Below are 14,732 nucleotides of genomic sequence, written 5' to 3'. Positions count from 1 at the left end.
GTGTCATGAGTAGCGTTCAGCCCCAGCAGTTGTGGAGTCCCCAGGCGGAATCTTTCGATTCCACACCTGGCATCGGTTGATCGGTGATCAGGGTGACGCCGGTATTGGTGAAATCCAGGCCCGGACTGTTCTCGGGTTTGGCTCCGCTGTCGAGGTACGCCTTGGCGGCCGAGAGCGCGTCGGTGGCCATCGTGATCGGGAACTGCATCGACGTCGCACCGATGACGCCCGCCTTGACGTTCTGCACGCCGGGGCAGCCCCCGTCGATGGAGACGATGGTCACCTGATCCTGCAGATTCGCGGCTTTGATCGCCTCGTACGCACCGGCCGCGGCGGGTTCGTTGATGGTGTAGATAAGATTGATTCCGTTGTCGCGCTGGAGGAGCTTCTCCATGGCTGTGCGGCCCCCCTCCTCGTTGGCGTCGGTGACCTCGTGGCCCACGATGCGACCGTCCTGTTCGTCACCGATCGCGCTCGCGTTCTTCACGTCGATCCCGAAGCCCTGGAGGAAGCCCTGATCGCGTTCGACGTCGACCGCTACATGTGCCGGGCTGAGATCCAACATCGCGATCCTTGGTTGCTTTCCGTCGAACTTCTTTGCCGCCCACTGTCCGACGAGGAGGCCGGCCTGGAAGTTGTCGGTGGCATAGGTGGCGTCCGCGGCGCTGGTCGGATTGGTCGGCGAATCCAGCACGGCCACGAACACACCGGCGTGGCGGGCACTTTCGATGGCGGGGATGATCGCTTCGGAGTCCGACGGCGCGATCAGAATCGCCTTGGCGCCTCGGGCCACCAGGTTCTCGATCGCCTGGACTTGAGAATCGTTGTCGCTCTGACTCTTTCCGGCAAGCGACTGGAGGTTGAAACCCAATTCCGCCGCCTTGGCCTGCGCCCCCTCGCGCATCTTGACATAGAACGGATTGTCGTCGGTCTTGGTGACCAGTCCGACGAGTACACCTGAGGCCTGGTTGCCTGCACCGCTGCTCCCGCAGGCGGTCATGCCGACCGCCAGACAGACAGCTCCCGCGGTGACGAGCGTGCGCCACAGCAGCACGGTGGGAAAAGAATTGCGGTGCACGGAAGACCTCCAACGCCGTTGATGGAAATTATTTCGACTCGATGGATCAAAGTGTGAGGGAAATTACTGCGATTGTCCAGAGGTGATGTGAAAGACATTTCTATCGACTATGGTCGGGAGGGCAATGTCGCTGGTAGGCAGGTAGATGCCGGCCCGAAGAGGTCTGCACAGGGAGGGGCACGATGGCGGTCCACGACGAGGTCAGCGTCCTGCAGCGCATTGCGAGCCGACTCCCGTACCTGCCCGATGCGCTGCGTCAGGTCGCCGACTACGTCCTGGCTCACCCCGAGGCGGTGCAGACCATGAGCATCACGACGCTGGCTGCGCAGGCGCGGGTCGCCGACTCGACGGTGTCGCGATTCGTCCGCGAGATCGGACTCGACGGCTACCAGTCTCTGCGGCTCGCCATGGCCGAGGCGGCGTTTGCGAACCGCGCCACCGGCAGTACTCGCACCCAGGGCTTCGTCTACGACGGCATAGCGCGAACGGACGGCCCCGAAGAGGTGGTGGCGAAGATTCGCTACAGCAGTGAGATGGCTCTGGCGCAGACGGCGGAGCGGCTCGACGTCGACGTGTTACGTAAGGGGGTCCAGGCGATCGGGCGCGCGTCGACGATCGTCTTCACCTGCATGGGCTCCTCGAGTATTGCGGCAGAAGAAGGGGTGATGCGCTTCACGCGAGCGGGCAAGAAATGCATGCTGTTTCGGGACCAGAGCATTCAGGCCATGGCCGCAACCATCCTTGGCGAGCAGGATGTGGTCATCGCGGTGAGTGACTCGGGCCGCTCGATGCCAGTGGTGGACATGGTTACCACGGCCCGTTCGCACGGAGCTGCCACCGTCGCCATCACCTCGGATCCGACCAGCCCGCTGGCGAAGGCATCGGAGGTGAGTCTGTTCACCTCGTCGGTCCCATCGGGTGGTGAGTTGTACGGCGAAGCCGTGACAAGCAAGTGGGGCCAGCTACTGGTGATGGATTCGCTCTATGCCGCATTCGCCGCAACGCACTTCGACGAGACCGTCGCACACCTGCAGGAAACCTACGCCGCGGGTATCCAGCGCTCTCGCGGATCGTGAACTGACACGACCTATCCAGATGGCGAAGTCAGGTAGTCCTACTCATCCCGTGGGCCGATTGCGGCGACACGATGGCAACCATGACCGAACCTCACCAGGCAGCGCTGCACCGGCTCTCGGAGGAATTCACCGCGATGTCGCGCCAGTTGGCTCGTGTCGCAACGCAACTCAGTGAGCTCGAGCGGACCATGCCTGCCGCCCCTGCGCAGCAGCCGTATCCCGGCCCGGTGTTCACACCACCGGCGGCCGCACCGCCGATGCACCACCCGCAGTACCAACCTCAGACGGCGCCACCGTCACCCCAACCGGCGCCGCCCGCCGCCTATCTGCCCCCTCGCGCCCCGGGCCCGCCCAAGCGTTCGCTCGCAGAGCGGATCAGCGCCGCGGGCGAGCGAGGTCTGATCGGTAAGCTCCTGGCCGTCGCCGGGGTGGCCGTCACCCTGATCGGTGTCGTACTGCTGGTGGTGCTGGCTGCACAGGCCGGCATCCTCCGTCCTGAGATCCGGGTCGGCGCCGGTGCAGTGCTGGCCGGAGGGCTGGTCGCGATCGCCGATCGGTTGAACCGCCGCGCTGGCGGACGCATCGGCGCGATTGCGTTGGCCGCCACCGGGATCGCCGCCGCGTATATCGACGTCATCGCCATCACCACGGTTTATCACTGGGTGGCCCCAGGAGTCAGTTTGATCATCGCCTCGGTCGTCGGTGGCGGTGGTCTGGTGTTGGCCCGGCACTGGGATTCCGAGCAGTTGGGGCTGCTGGTGCTCGTCCCGCTGCTCGTCCTGGCACCGATCGTCACCGGCGGCATCACGCTGACCCTGATCGCCTTCATGCTGGTGCTGTCCGCTGCGTCGCTGCCGGTACAACTCGGCAAAGACTGGGTCTGGATGCATGCCGCACGGACCACTGCGGTCACCCTGCCGCTGCTGCTGGCGCTGCTGATCAACCGCGTCGTGACCGGTGACGATCCGTGGCTGATCGGCGCGGCCTGCGGGATCGCCGCGGCACTGGCCATCGTCGGCGCCCTGATCCTGATGCCGTGGATCACCAGTCGCGTGGTGATGGCACTGGTCACCGTCGCCGGGGTGCTGCCCGCGCTCGCGGCGGGGGTCACCGGCGGACGTGTCCTCGCCGCGCTGCTGGCCGCCGCCGTCGCAGTCGCCATGCTCGCGATCGTCGTCACCGGTCGCATCCCCGGCGTCACCGGTGCGGTCCGCCAGATCTGGTCGGCACTGTCGGCGGTGTCGGCACTGATCGCGGTGACGGTCGCCTTCAACGGACTGGTTGCCGGGCCGGTCCTGCTGGCCATGGCGACGGTCGTCACCATTGCGGGTCGCGAACACCGCGTCGCCCGTTGGGCGGCAATCGGATTCGTGGTCGTCGGGGCAGCATTCTTCGTCGGTTCCGCCCCGCCGCGCTATCTGACAAATCCGACCGTGCTCCCTACCTCCGTCGCCGTCTCCACGCTGGCGGCCAGCCTGCTCATGATCGCGGTCGCCGTGGCGATCGCCTGGTCCTGGACTGCGGGGGAGGCGGACCTCGATGACGGGATCCGGCTGCTGTGGACCGGCGTCGTCGCGGTAACCGCCTACTGTGTCACCACATTCACCGTGACGGCCGGGGTGTTGATGGCCGGGTTGGACGGGGGATTCCTCGCCGGGCACATGGCGGCGACGATCGGCTGGATCGCGATCGCCGCGGGGCTGTTCGTCTATGCCCTGCGGGTCGCGCACCGCGACGCCCGCACGGCGCCAATTGCCGGCGGGCTGGCGTTGACCGCCGCCGCGATGGTCAAGCTGTTCCTGTTCGACCTCGGCACCCTCGACGGCATCTTCCGCGTCGTGGCGTTCATCGTCGTCGGACTGGCGTTGCTGGGAATGGGCTCCGGGTACGCCCGCAGCTTGGCGCAGCAGGACCGCTAGTTGTGATTGCCTAACCTGGCAAAGGCATACCTGGCCAATCGTGATCGACGAGACACCGGCGCCGGCATTATCTGGCTACCGGCGACGTTACGGTTAACGAGCAGCTAGAGGTTCCAAACTCACGAACCGGAGCCCGGCAGGTACCAAAGACGATTCGCACGGAAGGACATCACTATGAGTGCCACAGCAACCATCACCAGCAACCGACGCGAGGCCGACGAGGTCACCGGATTCGTCGCATCACCGGATTTTGTCGCCAACCTGCAGAAGGTGTTGGTCGACCTCATCGAACTCCACCTTCAGGGCAAGCAGGCGCACTGGAACGTCGTCGGAACCAACTTCCGCGACCTGCACCTGCAGCTCGACGAACTCGTCGACTTCGCCCGTGAAGGCAGCGACACCATCGCCGAGCGTATGCGTGCCCTGGACGCCGTCGCCGACGGCCGTTCGGATACCGTCGCCGCCACGACGTCGTTGCCGGCGTTCCCGGCCTTCGAGCACAACACCACCGAGGTGGTGGATCTGATCACCACCCGCATCTACGCAGCAGTCGACACCATGCGTGCCGTACACGACGCGGTCGACGCCGAAGACCCGAGCACCGCGGACATCCTGCATCAGCTGATCGACGGCCTAGAGAAGCTGGCCTGGATGATCAAGTCCGAGAACCGCAAGGTCTAACGGAGTCGTTCCAGACTAATCCGGTTCGCGGCGTTCCACATCGCCCGGAGGCTCCTCGGGTACGAGGAGCTCTCCGGGGTGGTGATAGGTGTTGACGCGGCCTTGGCCGGTGTCCAGATGTGGTGGTGGGATCCATTCGGTGCGGCCGTCTTTGCGTTTGTGGGTCCGTCAGCCGCCGGGTCCGACGAGCCGGTTATGCGGTCCACACGCCAGGGTGAGGTCGCTGATGTTGGTCAATCCGTCGTCAGCCCAGTCGCATTCGGCGTGATGCACCCCGGTCAAAAACCCGGGGACGGTGCAGCCGCGATCCTTGGCGTGCAACACAATCCGCTGATCCGGTGACGCAATGTGTTTCGTGCGGCCCAGATCCAGCACCCGCCCCTTCTGGTCGAAGATCACCAGGTAGTGGTGGGCGTGCGAGGCCAGTGGAACCACGTCGGTCATCGGCATCAGCGTCCCGCCGGAAGTCACGGCCGGTCCGGCCCCGGATTCTAGTTCCTTGAGCGTCGTGGACACCACGACCGTGACGGGCAGCCCGTGATGGCTACCCAACTCACCCGAGCACAGGGTGTTGCGGCCCATCGCCGTCAGTGGGTCATGCTGGCGTTGCGCGGGGGTGCAGCGATCACCCTTGACCTGCGCCTCACTCGCTTTTCCCTTCACGCACGGGGCGTCACCTCGGTGATGCTCTTGGCGCCCAACTCCCGCGCCGACCGGTCGCGCACCAGCTTGCCGACCAGCCGATGCCCCATCGCCGGTTGCCGCCGGGACGCAGTCTCCAACCGGGCCAACACTGCCACCACCTCGGGGCTGGTCAACCCGTCAAAAGAGAGTTCGACAAGCGAATCGACCGCAGCCTCCAGCCCCGACACGGCGGCGTGCACCATGTCGCGATCCGAAACCAGGGCCGAACTCATAGCACAAAACTAGTGGCAGCTACCGACAAGAATCCTCCACCTGAAACATAAGTGACAGAAGCGTTTTCACCTCAATGGCGCCGCCGTAGCCGGTATCCAGACAACGTCCGGGCCGGGGGCGCGTCGGCTGGGAACCCGCACGCTTGCGGGGAGCCGGGCCTGTCGGTACCCCGCTTGCGTTCAGGAACTACGATGCGGTGATGCCCAACCCGATCGGACTGCTACGGCATCCCCTGGTCACCGTCGCGGCGGGCGCCGGAGCCGTTGCGGCAGAGGGCGCATCCACCGTCTACCGCACCGCCACCCGGCTGCCGTTCGTCGGTGAGCGACTCACGCGCGGTGTCACTGCGCTCTCCCGCCGTGGCGACGCCGTCATCAACGCAGGGGTCGATCCGCTGCGGGCACTGCTCACCACGATTGCGGTTCAGATCGTCGGGCAGGTGCTGGCCGAACTGGACCTGACCGCACTCGTGCGGGACAACGTGGACGTCAATGCCATTGCCCGCGAAGTCGATATCGACGCCATCATCGACCGCATCGATCTCATCGGGCTGGCCGACGTGGTGATCGACGGTGTCGATCTGCCGGCGATCATCCGCCAGTCCACCACCTCGGTCACTGCCGAGGTGATGACCGACGTGCGGAGTCAGGGTGAGCGCGCCGACGATCTGGTCACGGGGATCGTCGACCGGATGCTGGGCCGAACCCGGGACGGCCTGTGACCGGGGCTGCCCCGCAGGCGGAGAGCACGCGCAACGCCGGGATCGTGAGCAGGGGAGTGGCAGCCGTCATCGACCTGCTCGTCGTCCTGGCCGTGATGGGGGCGGCGTACCTCGGGCTGATCCTGGCGACCCTTGCCTTCTCGCCCCGGGCATTCAGTTTTCCCGCACCGTCACTGGTTTTCTCGGCGTTCGGCCTGGGTGCGGTGGCTGTGCTCTATCTCGCCGGCTGCTGGCGAGTGTCGGGCTGCACCGCAGGTGCGGTGGTGATGGGCTTGCGGGTGGAGGGGCGCACGTCACCACGACTTCGGGTCACACTGTGTCTGGCCAGGGCGCTGGGCTGCGTACTGTTCCCGATCGGGCTGGCCTGGGTGGCCGTCGACGGTCAGCGAAGGTCGTTGCAGGACATCGTGATCGGCAGTCGAGTGGTATACAACCGCGCGCCCTGACCCGGCTCAGCGGTTGGCGGCCAGCACGGACAACAGTTCGTAGCCGACATGGGCCGCGGCGATACCGGTGATCTCGGCATGGTCATACGCCGGTGCCACCTCGACGATATCGGCGCCGACGACGTTGAGGCCCACCAGCCCCCGCAACGTGTTGAGCAGTTCCCGCGAGGTGATGCCGCCTGCCTCGGGGGTGCCGGTGCCCGGGGCGTGCGCCGGGTCGAGCACGTCGATGTCCACCGACACATACACCGGACCGCCGTCGAGGCGTTTGCGCATGCGCTCGACGATGCTCTTTACACCGTCGAATTCGTAATCGTCCGAGCGGATTACCTGGAAACCCAGTACGCCGTCGTCTTCGAGATCCTGCTTGCTGTACAGCGGGCCCCGGATCCCCATGTGCAGCGAGCGCTCCATGTCGATCAAGCCCTCTTCACTGGCCCGCCGGAACGGCGTCCCATGAGTGAAGGGCGCGCCGAAGTAGGTGTCCCAGGTGTCCAGATGAGCGTCGAAGTGCAGGACCGCGATCGGACCGAGGTCACGGGCCATGGACCGCAGGATGGGCAGCGCGATGGTGTGGTCACCGCCGATCGTCAGCACCGTCGAGCCGTCCTTGCGCAGGTCTGTGATCGAGGAGTCGATCGTGGTGATCGCATCCTCGATGTCGAAGGGATTGACGGCGATATCGCCGCAGTCGGCTACCTGCTGCGTCGAAAACGGTGCGACATTCAGCGCAGGGTTATAGGGGCGCAACAACTTCGATCCGGCGCGAACATGCGAGGGGCCGAACCGTGCCCCGGGCCGGTAGGACACGCCACTGTCGAACGGGATCCCGACGACGCTGACGTCCGCGGACGCCACCTGGTCGATCCTGGGCAGGCGGGCGAAGGTCGCCGGTTCGGTGTAGCGGGGATGACGGGAGGCGTCCGGTGGACCGAGAATCTCGTTGTCTGTCATCGCTTCTCCTCTTCGGTGATTGACGGTGCGGCATCGATGAGGGCCAATTCGTGAGTCACATCCAGGGACCTCGTCACCGCGATGTAGACGAGGCCGGACACCAGCAGGCCGATGATGAAGGCTATATCGACTTCGCCCATTGCTCTCGCGGCGGGCCCGACGAAGAACGGGAGATCCACGAAGGGGATCTCGGCGGCAACGCCCACGAGGAACGCGGTCAGCCCGCGCCACGACCAGGCGCCGTAGATTCCGTTGGGGGTGAACAGGTCTGCGATCACGTAGTGGCCACGGCGGACGAAGAAGTAGTCGGTGAGGTTCACCGCCGTCCACGGCGCCAGCAGGTAGAGCATGATCAGCAAGGTGGTGTTGAGTGCCGTCGTGGCATTGGTCAGCAGCAGGCCCATCACCAGCCACGCCGCCGCCAGCACCACGATGGTCACCACCCGCAGCGAGCGGGTCGGGTTCACCGACCGCAGCGAATCGAGTCCGGTTACCACCGTGAGCATTCCGCTGTAGGCGTTCAGCCCCATCGTGGCTACCAGGACCAGTGTCGAGACCACGGCCAAAATGGCGCCCAGCACGGGCACGACGGCGTTTCCGGTCTGGTTGATGCCCGCGAGCGCGTCGCTGGCCCCGAGATAGGTCGCCATCCAGGCGCCCAGCGGGATCAGCCAGGCGGGGGAGGCTGATGCGCCGACGAACACCGACGCGATGATCGCCGAAGGCTTGGTGCTCCTCGGGAGGTACCGGCTGTAGTCGGACACATAGGGCGCGTAGGTGATGTTGTAGGACGCAGCGACACTGAACTGCACCAGGAACGCCACCACGCTGAAGCCGCCGGCACCCACGCCCGGCGCGGTGGTCCCGACGACCCCGCCGAAGATCACACCGGCCGTCAACACGATCCACAGCGGCAGCGATATCCAGAACAGCACCCGAAATGTCTTGTGCAGCAAGTCATGACCGAAGATGGCGACCAGCGCCGCGATGAGGGTGATGACAACCGCGACGATCGTCGGGTTCCATCCGAATATCGACTGCAGCCCGGATTTGATGATCACGACGTCGACGACGTTGAATCCGACGAACGTGAACAGGGTGCCGATCAGGGGCAGCAACACGCCGCGATAGCCGAACTGGGCCCGCGACTGGATCATCTGCGGCAGCCCGAGCACCGGCCCCTGCGTGGCGTGGAACGCCATGAACAGGGTGCCGAACGCGATTCCGGCGATTCCGGCGACGATCGTCCACCACAGTGAGAGGCCCAGGCTCGGCCCGACGAACCCCAGCGCCAGGGTGAACGGCTGGAAATTGCCGACGAACCAGAACGGCCCCTGGTGGCTGACTTTGCCGTGGCGTTCGTCATCGGGCACGTAGTCGATGGAACGGCTCTCGATCATGGCGCTGCGACCGCCGGGGTCGACTGCCGGGCTGTCGGTCGTGTTCATGAGTCCTCCTGGTCAGCCCTGAACCGAGCCGGTGGGCCGCAAATGTGATGCCTCCCACAATGGAGTGACCACCCGTCCTCGGGATATAGCCGAATTGTTCATTTCATCTATTACCGTTGGGCAATATGTACAAGAGGCGTCACTGATGCTCACCGTCGCCGACGTCGCCGCCGCGTCCACGCTGGGGCTGTCGGTTGCCGCGGGAGCCGACGGGCTGCAGCGCGAGGTGACCTCGGCACACGTGTCAGAGTTGACCGCGCCCGGGGACTGGCTGCGCGGAGGCGAGCTCCTGATGACGGTCGGCCTGGTGCTGCCGATGGAGCTGGCCGAATGTCGTGCCTACGTCTCCGAATGCGCCCAGGCGGGTGTCGCCGCGCTGGCGCTCGGACTCGGACACGGCCTGCCGTACAAGTCGTGTCCCGAACCGCTGCGGATTGCGGCGCAGGAATGCAGTGTCCCTTTGCTGACCGTGCCGGATGAGACACCGTTCATCGCGATCACCAAATGGGTGTTCGCCGCCATCGCCGCCCAGGAGCGCGCGCACCTGCAGCGAGCGATGGAGATCAACCGCCGGCTCACTGCGGTCGCCACCAGTTCCGCGCCGCTGGCGGCACTGCTGCTGGCCTGGTCGGAGTCCAGCGCGACGCCGTGCGTCGTGTGCGACAGCACCGGCCGGCTCGTCGGCGCCACGCCGGTGACCCCGGCTGACGTCGTGCGGCGGGCGTTGCAGGCGGCGTCGGCGTGCCCGCCGGATCAGACCTCCTGGGCGATGGTCGGTGAATTCGAGGTACACACCGTCGGCGCCACCGTCCCGCTCGCGCGGATCATGCTCAGTGCCGACATGGATTCGACATCGCGCAGTTCGTCCACCGTGCTGGTCTCGTTGATCGCTCTGGACATCGAGCGGCGCGACCTGTCCGGCCGCGCCGAGCGTGAGCGTCGCTCGCAGGTGTTCACCCAGCTCTTGCGCCCGGGAATCAAGCGCGAGCGCGCTCAGCAGCTGGCGGCGGCGGTGGGTCTGGACGCGGCGTATTACCAGGTCGCCGTGGTGGCCGCCGACGACGTCGATGCGCTGGCCTTTCGGCTGCAGTCGGGATTGGAAAGCGCACTGCTGCGGGTGATCGGCGGCACGGTCGAGGTCGCCCATCCGGACCTGACGGCACTGATGGACGCCCTGCAGACGCATGCAGCGGGCCTTCCGTCGGGCATCGGTGCGCCGACGGCACCGGACACACTGGCGGTATCGGCGATGCAGGCCCGTTCGCTGGTGCCGGTCAGTGCGCGGCTGGGCCGAATCGTCACCGCCAGCGAGGGTGCGACGGTATCGCTGTTGCTGTCGCTCGGCAGTCCCGATGCGGTCCGTGGTTTTGCCGACGCGGTACTGGCTCCGATGGACCAGCTCGACCCCCGCGAGCGGCTCGAGCTGGTCCGCACCCTCGAGCAGTGGCTGCGGGTGAACGGTGCATGGGATCCCGCGGCGGCGCGACTATCCCTGCACCGCAACACCGTTCGCAACCGCATTGATCGGATCGCCCAATTGACGGGTCGGCGTCTCGACGACGGAGACGACCGGATGGAACTGTGGTTGGCGCTCAAGGCCCGCGCCGCACTGCCGCAATAGCGTTAACCTTCGAGGATGACCCGGATCGCCTGCTGTCAGATTTCGCCCGCCATTGCCGACCTGGCCGGCAACTCGGCCCTGATCGAAGATCAGATCACCGCGGCGGTCGCGGCGGGTGCCGACATCATCGTGCTACCGGAGTTGGTGACGTCGGGCTACATGTTGGCCGACGCGGACGAGGCACGATCCGTGGCGCTTACCCCGGACAGCCCCGAGTTCATCAAATGGGCTGCGGCAGCTGGTGATTCCGTGGTCATCGGTGGGTTCTGTGAAGTCGGCGAGGACGGTCGCCTCTACAACAGCGCAGCCGTCGTCGACGCCAATGGGGTGATCGCCACGTATCGAAAGACCCACCTATGGGATCGGGAGAAGCTGATCTTCACCCCGGGTGCCGCCCTGCCACCGGTGCTGAAGACCCGCCACGGCGTCATCGCGGTGATGGTCTGCTACGACCTGGAATTCCCCGAGCTGACCAGGCTGGCGGCTGTTCAGGGTGCGGAACTGATTGTCGCGCCGGTGAACTGGCCGCTGTTTCCGCGCCCGGAAGGCGAGCGCCCCGGCGAGGTCGTCACCGCGATGTCCACCGCCCGCGTCAACAAGATCGCGGTGGCGGCGTGTGACCGCAGCGGCGTCGAGCGTGGTCAGCGGTGGACCGCGGGCAGCGCCATCGTCGACCCGGACGGCTGGGTGGTGGCGACTGCGGGTCCCGACGCGGGGCTGGCAATCGCCGACATCGACCTCTCCGTCACCCACGACAAGTCATTGACCGAGCACGTCGACCTGCTTGCGGACCGGCGTCTGGACCTGTACTGACCCGCCGCCCTCGCGAGGGCCGACCAGGTACCAGGTGTGCATCACACCCTTGCCCTTGATCACGACATCCCCACGCTCTTCGAGGAAAAACTGGCTCTTGAGCCGTTGGTACACCGCGTCTGGCACCTGGATGCGGCCCTCCTGGTCCGTCGACTCCATGCGGGAGGCGACGTTGACCGCGTCGCCCCAGACGTCGTAGAAGAACCGCCGCGATCCGACCACCCCGGCGACCACCGGGCCTGCGGCGATACCGATCCGCATCGGCACCAGCCGGCCGGTGGGATCGCGCAGCGTCGCGGCCACCTCGGACATGTCGAGGGCGAGCGCAGCCAGTGCCTGAAGATGGTCGGGCCGTGCGATCGGCACGCCGCTGACCACCATGTAGGAGTCACCGCTGGTCTTGACCTTCTCCAGACCGTGTCGGTCGACCAACAGATCGAACGCGGTATACAGCTGATCCAGGAAAGCGACGAGATCACACGGCGCAGTGTCACTGGCGCGTTCGGTGAATCCCGCGATATCGGCGAAGAGGATTGACGCGTCGTCGTATCGGTCGGCGATCATCCGGTCTCGTGTCGGATCCTTGAGTCTGGTCGCGATGCTGGCCGGCAGCATGTTGCTCAGCAGCGTCTCCGAACGCTGGTACTCACCCTCCATGGCGACCTCGGCCCTGGCGGTCTCCCGCATCGCGAACCAGACGGTGGCGAAGGCCATCACACTCGCGGTGAGCACCGAGGTGATGAAGCCGATCGTGAGGGTCCAGGCCGGTTGCAGCCCGGTGTCACTGGGCACCATGACCTCGAGCACGATCACGAGCACCGCACCGACGCCGGCCAGGATGCCCGCCAGCGCGATGCGCTCGACACCGAGCACCAATACCAGGATCGATGCCGAGACCAGCAGGTAGAACTGCAGGCCGGAGCCGGTGCCGATCTGCCAGCAGATGAAGAACACCGAGGCGTAGGCGACGACGATGAACGCCAGTGGCGCGACGAGTTCGCCGAACTTCGCCAACAAGGGGATCAGCAGGAACACCACCCCGGTGGCGACGTTGCTCACCCCGATCGGCCATGTGCCGTAGCCGCCGAGGAGCTGCCAGATGCCGAAGCCACCGCTGACGACGGCCGCGATCCAGGTGGTGATCTTCAGGACCCGGTAGCGGCGCGCGGCGCTGTCGGCGTAGTGCTCGTTGCGGACCGGCACGCACGGTTGGGGGCGCCGGAACCGGCCCTCGGCCAATGCGGACGCAGTGGCTTTACGCCTGATCGCCACAGGTCAGAGCCTAAACCGGCGGGCCCTTCGATGTCGGGGTTTCACTCTCGGCGCTACCTGCCGAGGCCGACCATGCGCACCGCGTGGTCCACCACAGCGTCGAGATCTTTGCCAAGGTTGCCCGAAACCCATTGCTGCGCAAGCTCGGTCATGGCGCCGGTGTACATCGCCGCGGCGACGTACGTGGCAACGGGGTATTCGGCCGGATGAGTCTGTCCACGTTCGGTGAGCACCATCTGTCGCAGCGCATCCTGTGCCACCGTGCGTCGCGCTGTCAGCACCGGGTTGGCTCTCGCCTCGGTGAACAGCACGCGCCCCCGGCGCGGATCGGCGGAGCTGAACCCCAGCACGGCGCTGATGCCGGCCCGCGCCCGTTCCAAGTCGGTATCCCCGGCGCGGGAGATCGCCGCCTCCACCTCGGTGGCGAGTCCCGCCGCGACCGTGTCGTAGACGGCGCCGAGCAGTTCGTCGGTATCGGCGAAGCTCTCGTAGAAATACCGGGTGTTCAAGGCGCATTCCCGGCATACCGAACGGACCGAAACCGCGCCCTCGCCGCCGTCGCCGAACAGCCGGAAGGCCGCGCCGACGAGCAACGCGCGGCGCTCGATCCTGCGATTGGTCAGCGGAACCCCGGCCCACCTGGTCGGACTCGACATAGAACTAGCCTATCTCCCACAACTCTGGTGACAGGTGTAGCCAGAAATGTATTCTTAGGCGACGCGCACCCCGTATCCGAGGAGAGTCCCGTGCAGCTACCGCATCAGCTACTCCAACATCGATTGACCCGGTTCTACGACGACGAGGTCCGCAGCCGCTACTTCAGGGGACTCGATTTCGCGGGCCCGCAGGGGGACCCGGGCTGGTTCGGGCCCGGCAGTGCGGTGTGGCATGTGCACTCGCATATGCCGGCGCTGGTTTTCGGCCTGCAATGTGCCGCCTACCTTGAGCGCTTCGACCCCAGCATCTTCTGGATGGGGGTGGACCATTCGCGGATCGTGGCGCATGCCGAGGACGGCGAGCCCACCGGACTGGTCGACCCCGAAGGTGCCGCGGTTCGCCTCGGTCACTCAGTGTCCTTCTTCATCGCGACGGCCTACGGATCCACCGCCGATGCCGAGCGGGTCGCCAGGACCGTGCGCGCGATGCACCACACGGTCAAGGGTGTGCGGCCCGACGGGCTCGGTTATGACGCCGACGATGCCGACTGGTTGCGCTGGAACTACGCGACGGTGGTGTGGGGACTCGCGACGGCACACGAGTACTACCATCCAAATCCACTGCGGGGTAAGAAGATCGACCGATACTACGGCGAGTTTGTCAAGGTCGGCCACGCCCTCGGTGGCACCGACCTGCCGCACACCAAGGCCGAGACCCTGGAATGTCTGCATTCCTATCTCCCGAAGCTGGCCCTGACCTACGGCGCGGCGATGGCCACCGGCCCTAATCTGAGCGCTTCCGAATCCGGCCCGTTCGGCGCCGACTTCATCGACTGGGCGATCCGCGACACCCTGCCCAGTTGGGCCGCCGCGATGGTGATGCACCGTGCGCCGAATCCGATCGAACGCACCATTCGGCAGGCATCGGTGTGGGCGGTCATCAACGGCATCCACACCGCGATGGGTCCGCTCCCCGAGTTCCGGCTGGCGCAGAAACGGGTCTCCGGTCGCCGCGTCGGTGCGCCGAGCGCACCCGAATACGAATTGGGCAGCGACCCGGTCAGAAGCCGGGCGAAAGCCGAACAGATGGCCTGACCTGATCGCGTATCGGCGCACGTCGGCCCAGCCT

General features: G+C 66.1%; 14 protein-coding genes and 1 pseudogene. 8 read left to right on the top strand and 7 right to left on the bottom strand.

Annotated elements, in window-relative coordinates; all coding sequences use genetic code 11:
- Window positions 1-16: 16 nt before the first annotated feature.
- The gene (locus tag H7J73_RS11990; protein WP_264067591.1) at window positions 17-1,078 is read right to left on the bottom strand and encodes a substrate-binding domain-containing protein; all 1,062 of its coding nucleotides are present in this window, start codon (window positions 1,076-1,078) and stop codon (window positions 17-19) included.
- Between the two features lie 182 nt (window positions 1,079-1,260).
- Here H7J73_RS11990 and H7J73_RS11985 point away from each other — a divergent pair, with 182 nt between their 5' ends.
- From H7J73_RS11985 to H7J73_RS11975, 3 genes are all read left to right on the top strand, one after another.
- Complete coding sequence (locus H7J73_RS11985) at window positions 1,261-2,154, top strand: MurR/RpiR family transcriptional regulator (RefSeq protein ID WP_264067590.1); 894 nt, start codon at window positions 1,261-1,263, stop codon at window positions 2,152-2,154.
- Window positions 2,155-2,234: 80 nt separating this feature from the next.
- A complete protein-coding gene (locus tag H7J73_RS11980) occupies window positions 2,235-4,073 on the top strand; it encodes a DUF2339 domain-containing protein (RefSeq protein ID WP_264067589.1) in 1,839 nt (612 codons plus the stop codon).
- A 174-nt stretch (window positions 4,074-4,247) separates the two neighbouring features.
- Window positions 4,248-4,754, top strand: a complete 507-nt coding sequence (locus H7J73_RS11975) for a Dps family protein (RefSeq protein WP_264067588.1) — start codon at window positions 4,248-4,250, stop codon at window positions 4,752-4,754.
- Window positions 4,755-4,769: 15 nt separating this feature from the next.
- Here H7J73_RS11975 and H7J73_RS11970 read toward each other — a convergent pair.
- Window positions 4,770-5,435 (bottom strand): annotated as a pseudogene (locus H7J73_RS11970) (DUF222 domain-containing protein); the annotation flags it as partial.
- Complete coding sequence (locus H7J73_RS11965) at window positions 5,414-5,671, bottom strand: hypothetical protein (protein WP_264067586.1); 258 nt, start codon at window positions 5,669-5,671, stop codon at window positions 5,414-5,416. The pseudogene H7J73_RS11970 and the gene H7J73_RS11965, both read right to left, overlap by 22 nt.
- 200 nt (window positions 5,672-5,871) lie before the next feature.
- On the opposite strand from H7J73_RS11965, the gene H7J73_RS11960 reads away from it, so the two are divergent.
- Together H7J73_RS11960 and H7J73_RS11955 are read left to right on the top strand one after the other, a co-directional pair.
- Complete coding sequence (locus H7J73_RS11960; RefSeq protein WP_264067585.1) at window positions 5,872-6,393, top strand: hypothetical protein; 522 nt, start codon at window positions 5,872-5,874, stop codon at window positions 6,391-6,393.
- Entirely contained in the window at window positions 6,390-6,839 is a 450-nt protein-coding gene (locus tag H7J73_RS11955) for an RDD family protein (protein WP_264067584.1), read from the top strand. The genes H7J73_RS11960 and H7J73_RS11955 overlap by 4 nt, the downstream gene beginning before the upstream one ends.
- 6 nt (window positions 6,840-6,845) lie before the next feature.
- Here the strand turns inward: H7J73_RS11955 and speB are convergent, their stop codons facing one another.
- Window positions 6,846-7,793 carry an agmatinase gene (speB, locus tag H7J73_RS11950; RefSeq protein ID WP_264067583.1) on the bottom strand — a complete coding sequence of 316 codons (948 nt, stop codon included), beginning with the start codon at window positions 7,791-7,793 and terminating at the stop codon, window positions 6,846-6,848.
- A complete protein-coding gene (locus H7J73_RS11945; RefSeq protein WP_264067582.1) occupies window positions 7,790-9,241 on the bottom strand; it encodes a purine-cytosine permease family protein in 1,452 nt (483 codons plus the stop codon). The genes speB and H7J73_RS11945 overlap by 4 nt, the downstream gene beginning before the upstream one ends.
- 145 nt (window positions 9,242-9,386) lie before the next feature.
- On the opposite strand from H7J73_RS11945, the gene H7J73_RS11940 reads away from it, so the two are divergent.
- The gene (locus H7J73_RS11940) at window positions 9,387-10,862 is read left to right on the top strand and encodes a PucR family transcriptional regulator (protein WP_264067581.1); all 1,476 of its coding nucleotides are present in this window, start codon (window positions 9,387-9,389) and stop codon (window positions 10,860-10,862) included.
- Window positions 10,863-10,877: 15 nt separating this feature from the next.
- Window positions 10,878-11,675 (top strand): nitrilase-related carbon-nitrogen hydrolase, encoded by a 798-nt coding sequence (locus tag H7J73_RS11935; protein WP_264067580.1) that lies wholly within the window; start codon window positions 10,878-10,880, stop codon window positions 11,673-11,675.
- Here H7J73_RS11935 and H7J73_RS11930 read toward each other — a convergent pair.
- Together H7J73_RS11930 and H7J73_RS11925 are read right to left on the bottom strand one after the other, a co-directional pair.
- On the bottom strand, window positions 11,622-12,947 hold the full coding sequence (locus tag H7J73_RS11930) for an adenylate/guanylate cyclase domain-containing protein (RefSeq protein ID WP_435405470.1): 1,326 nt from the start codon (window positions 12,945-12,947) through the stop codon (window positions 11,622-11,624). The genes H7J73_RS11935 and H7J73_RS11930 overlap by 54 nt on opposite strands.
- Window positions 12,948-13,000: 53 nt before the next feature.
- Window positions 13,001-13,603: a TetR/AcrR family transcriptional regulator gene (locus tag H7J73_RS11925; protein ID WP_264067579.1), complete on the bottom strand. Its 603-nt coding sequence runs from the start codon at window positions 13,601-13,603 to the stop codon at window positions 13,001-13,003.
- 90 nt (window positions 13,604-13,693) lie between these two features.
- Here H7J73_RS11925 and H7J73_RS11920 point away from each other — a divergent pair, with 90 nt between their 5' ends.
- Entirely contained in the window at window positions 13,694-14,698 is a 1,005-nt protein-coding gene (locus tag H7J73_RS11920; protein WP_264067578.1) for an oxygenase MpaB family protein, read from the top strand.
- The last annotated feature ends 34 nt before the right edge of the window (window positions 14,699-14,732 follow it).

Origin of the sequence: Mycolicibacterium komossense, from assembly GCF_025822605.1 — a bacterium.
Lineage (GTDB): Bacteria > Actinomycetota > Actinomycetes > Mycobacteriales > Mycobacteriaceae > Mycobacterium > Mycobacterium komossense.
This window is presented reverse-complemented; position numbering and strand designations above follow the sequence as displayed.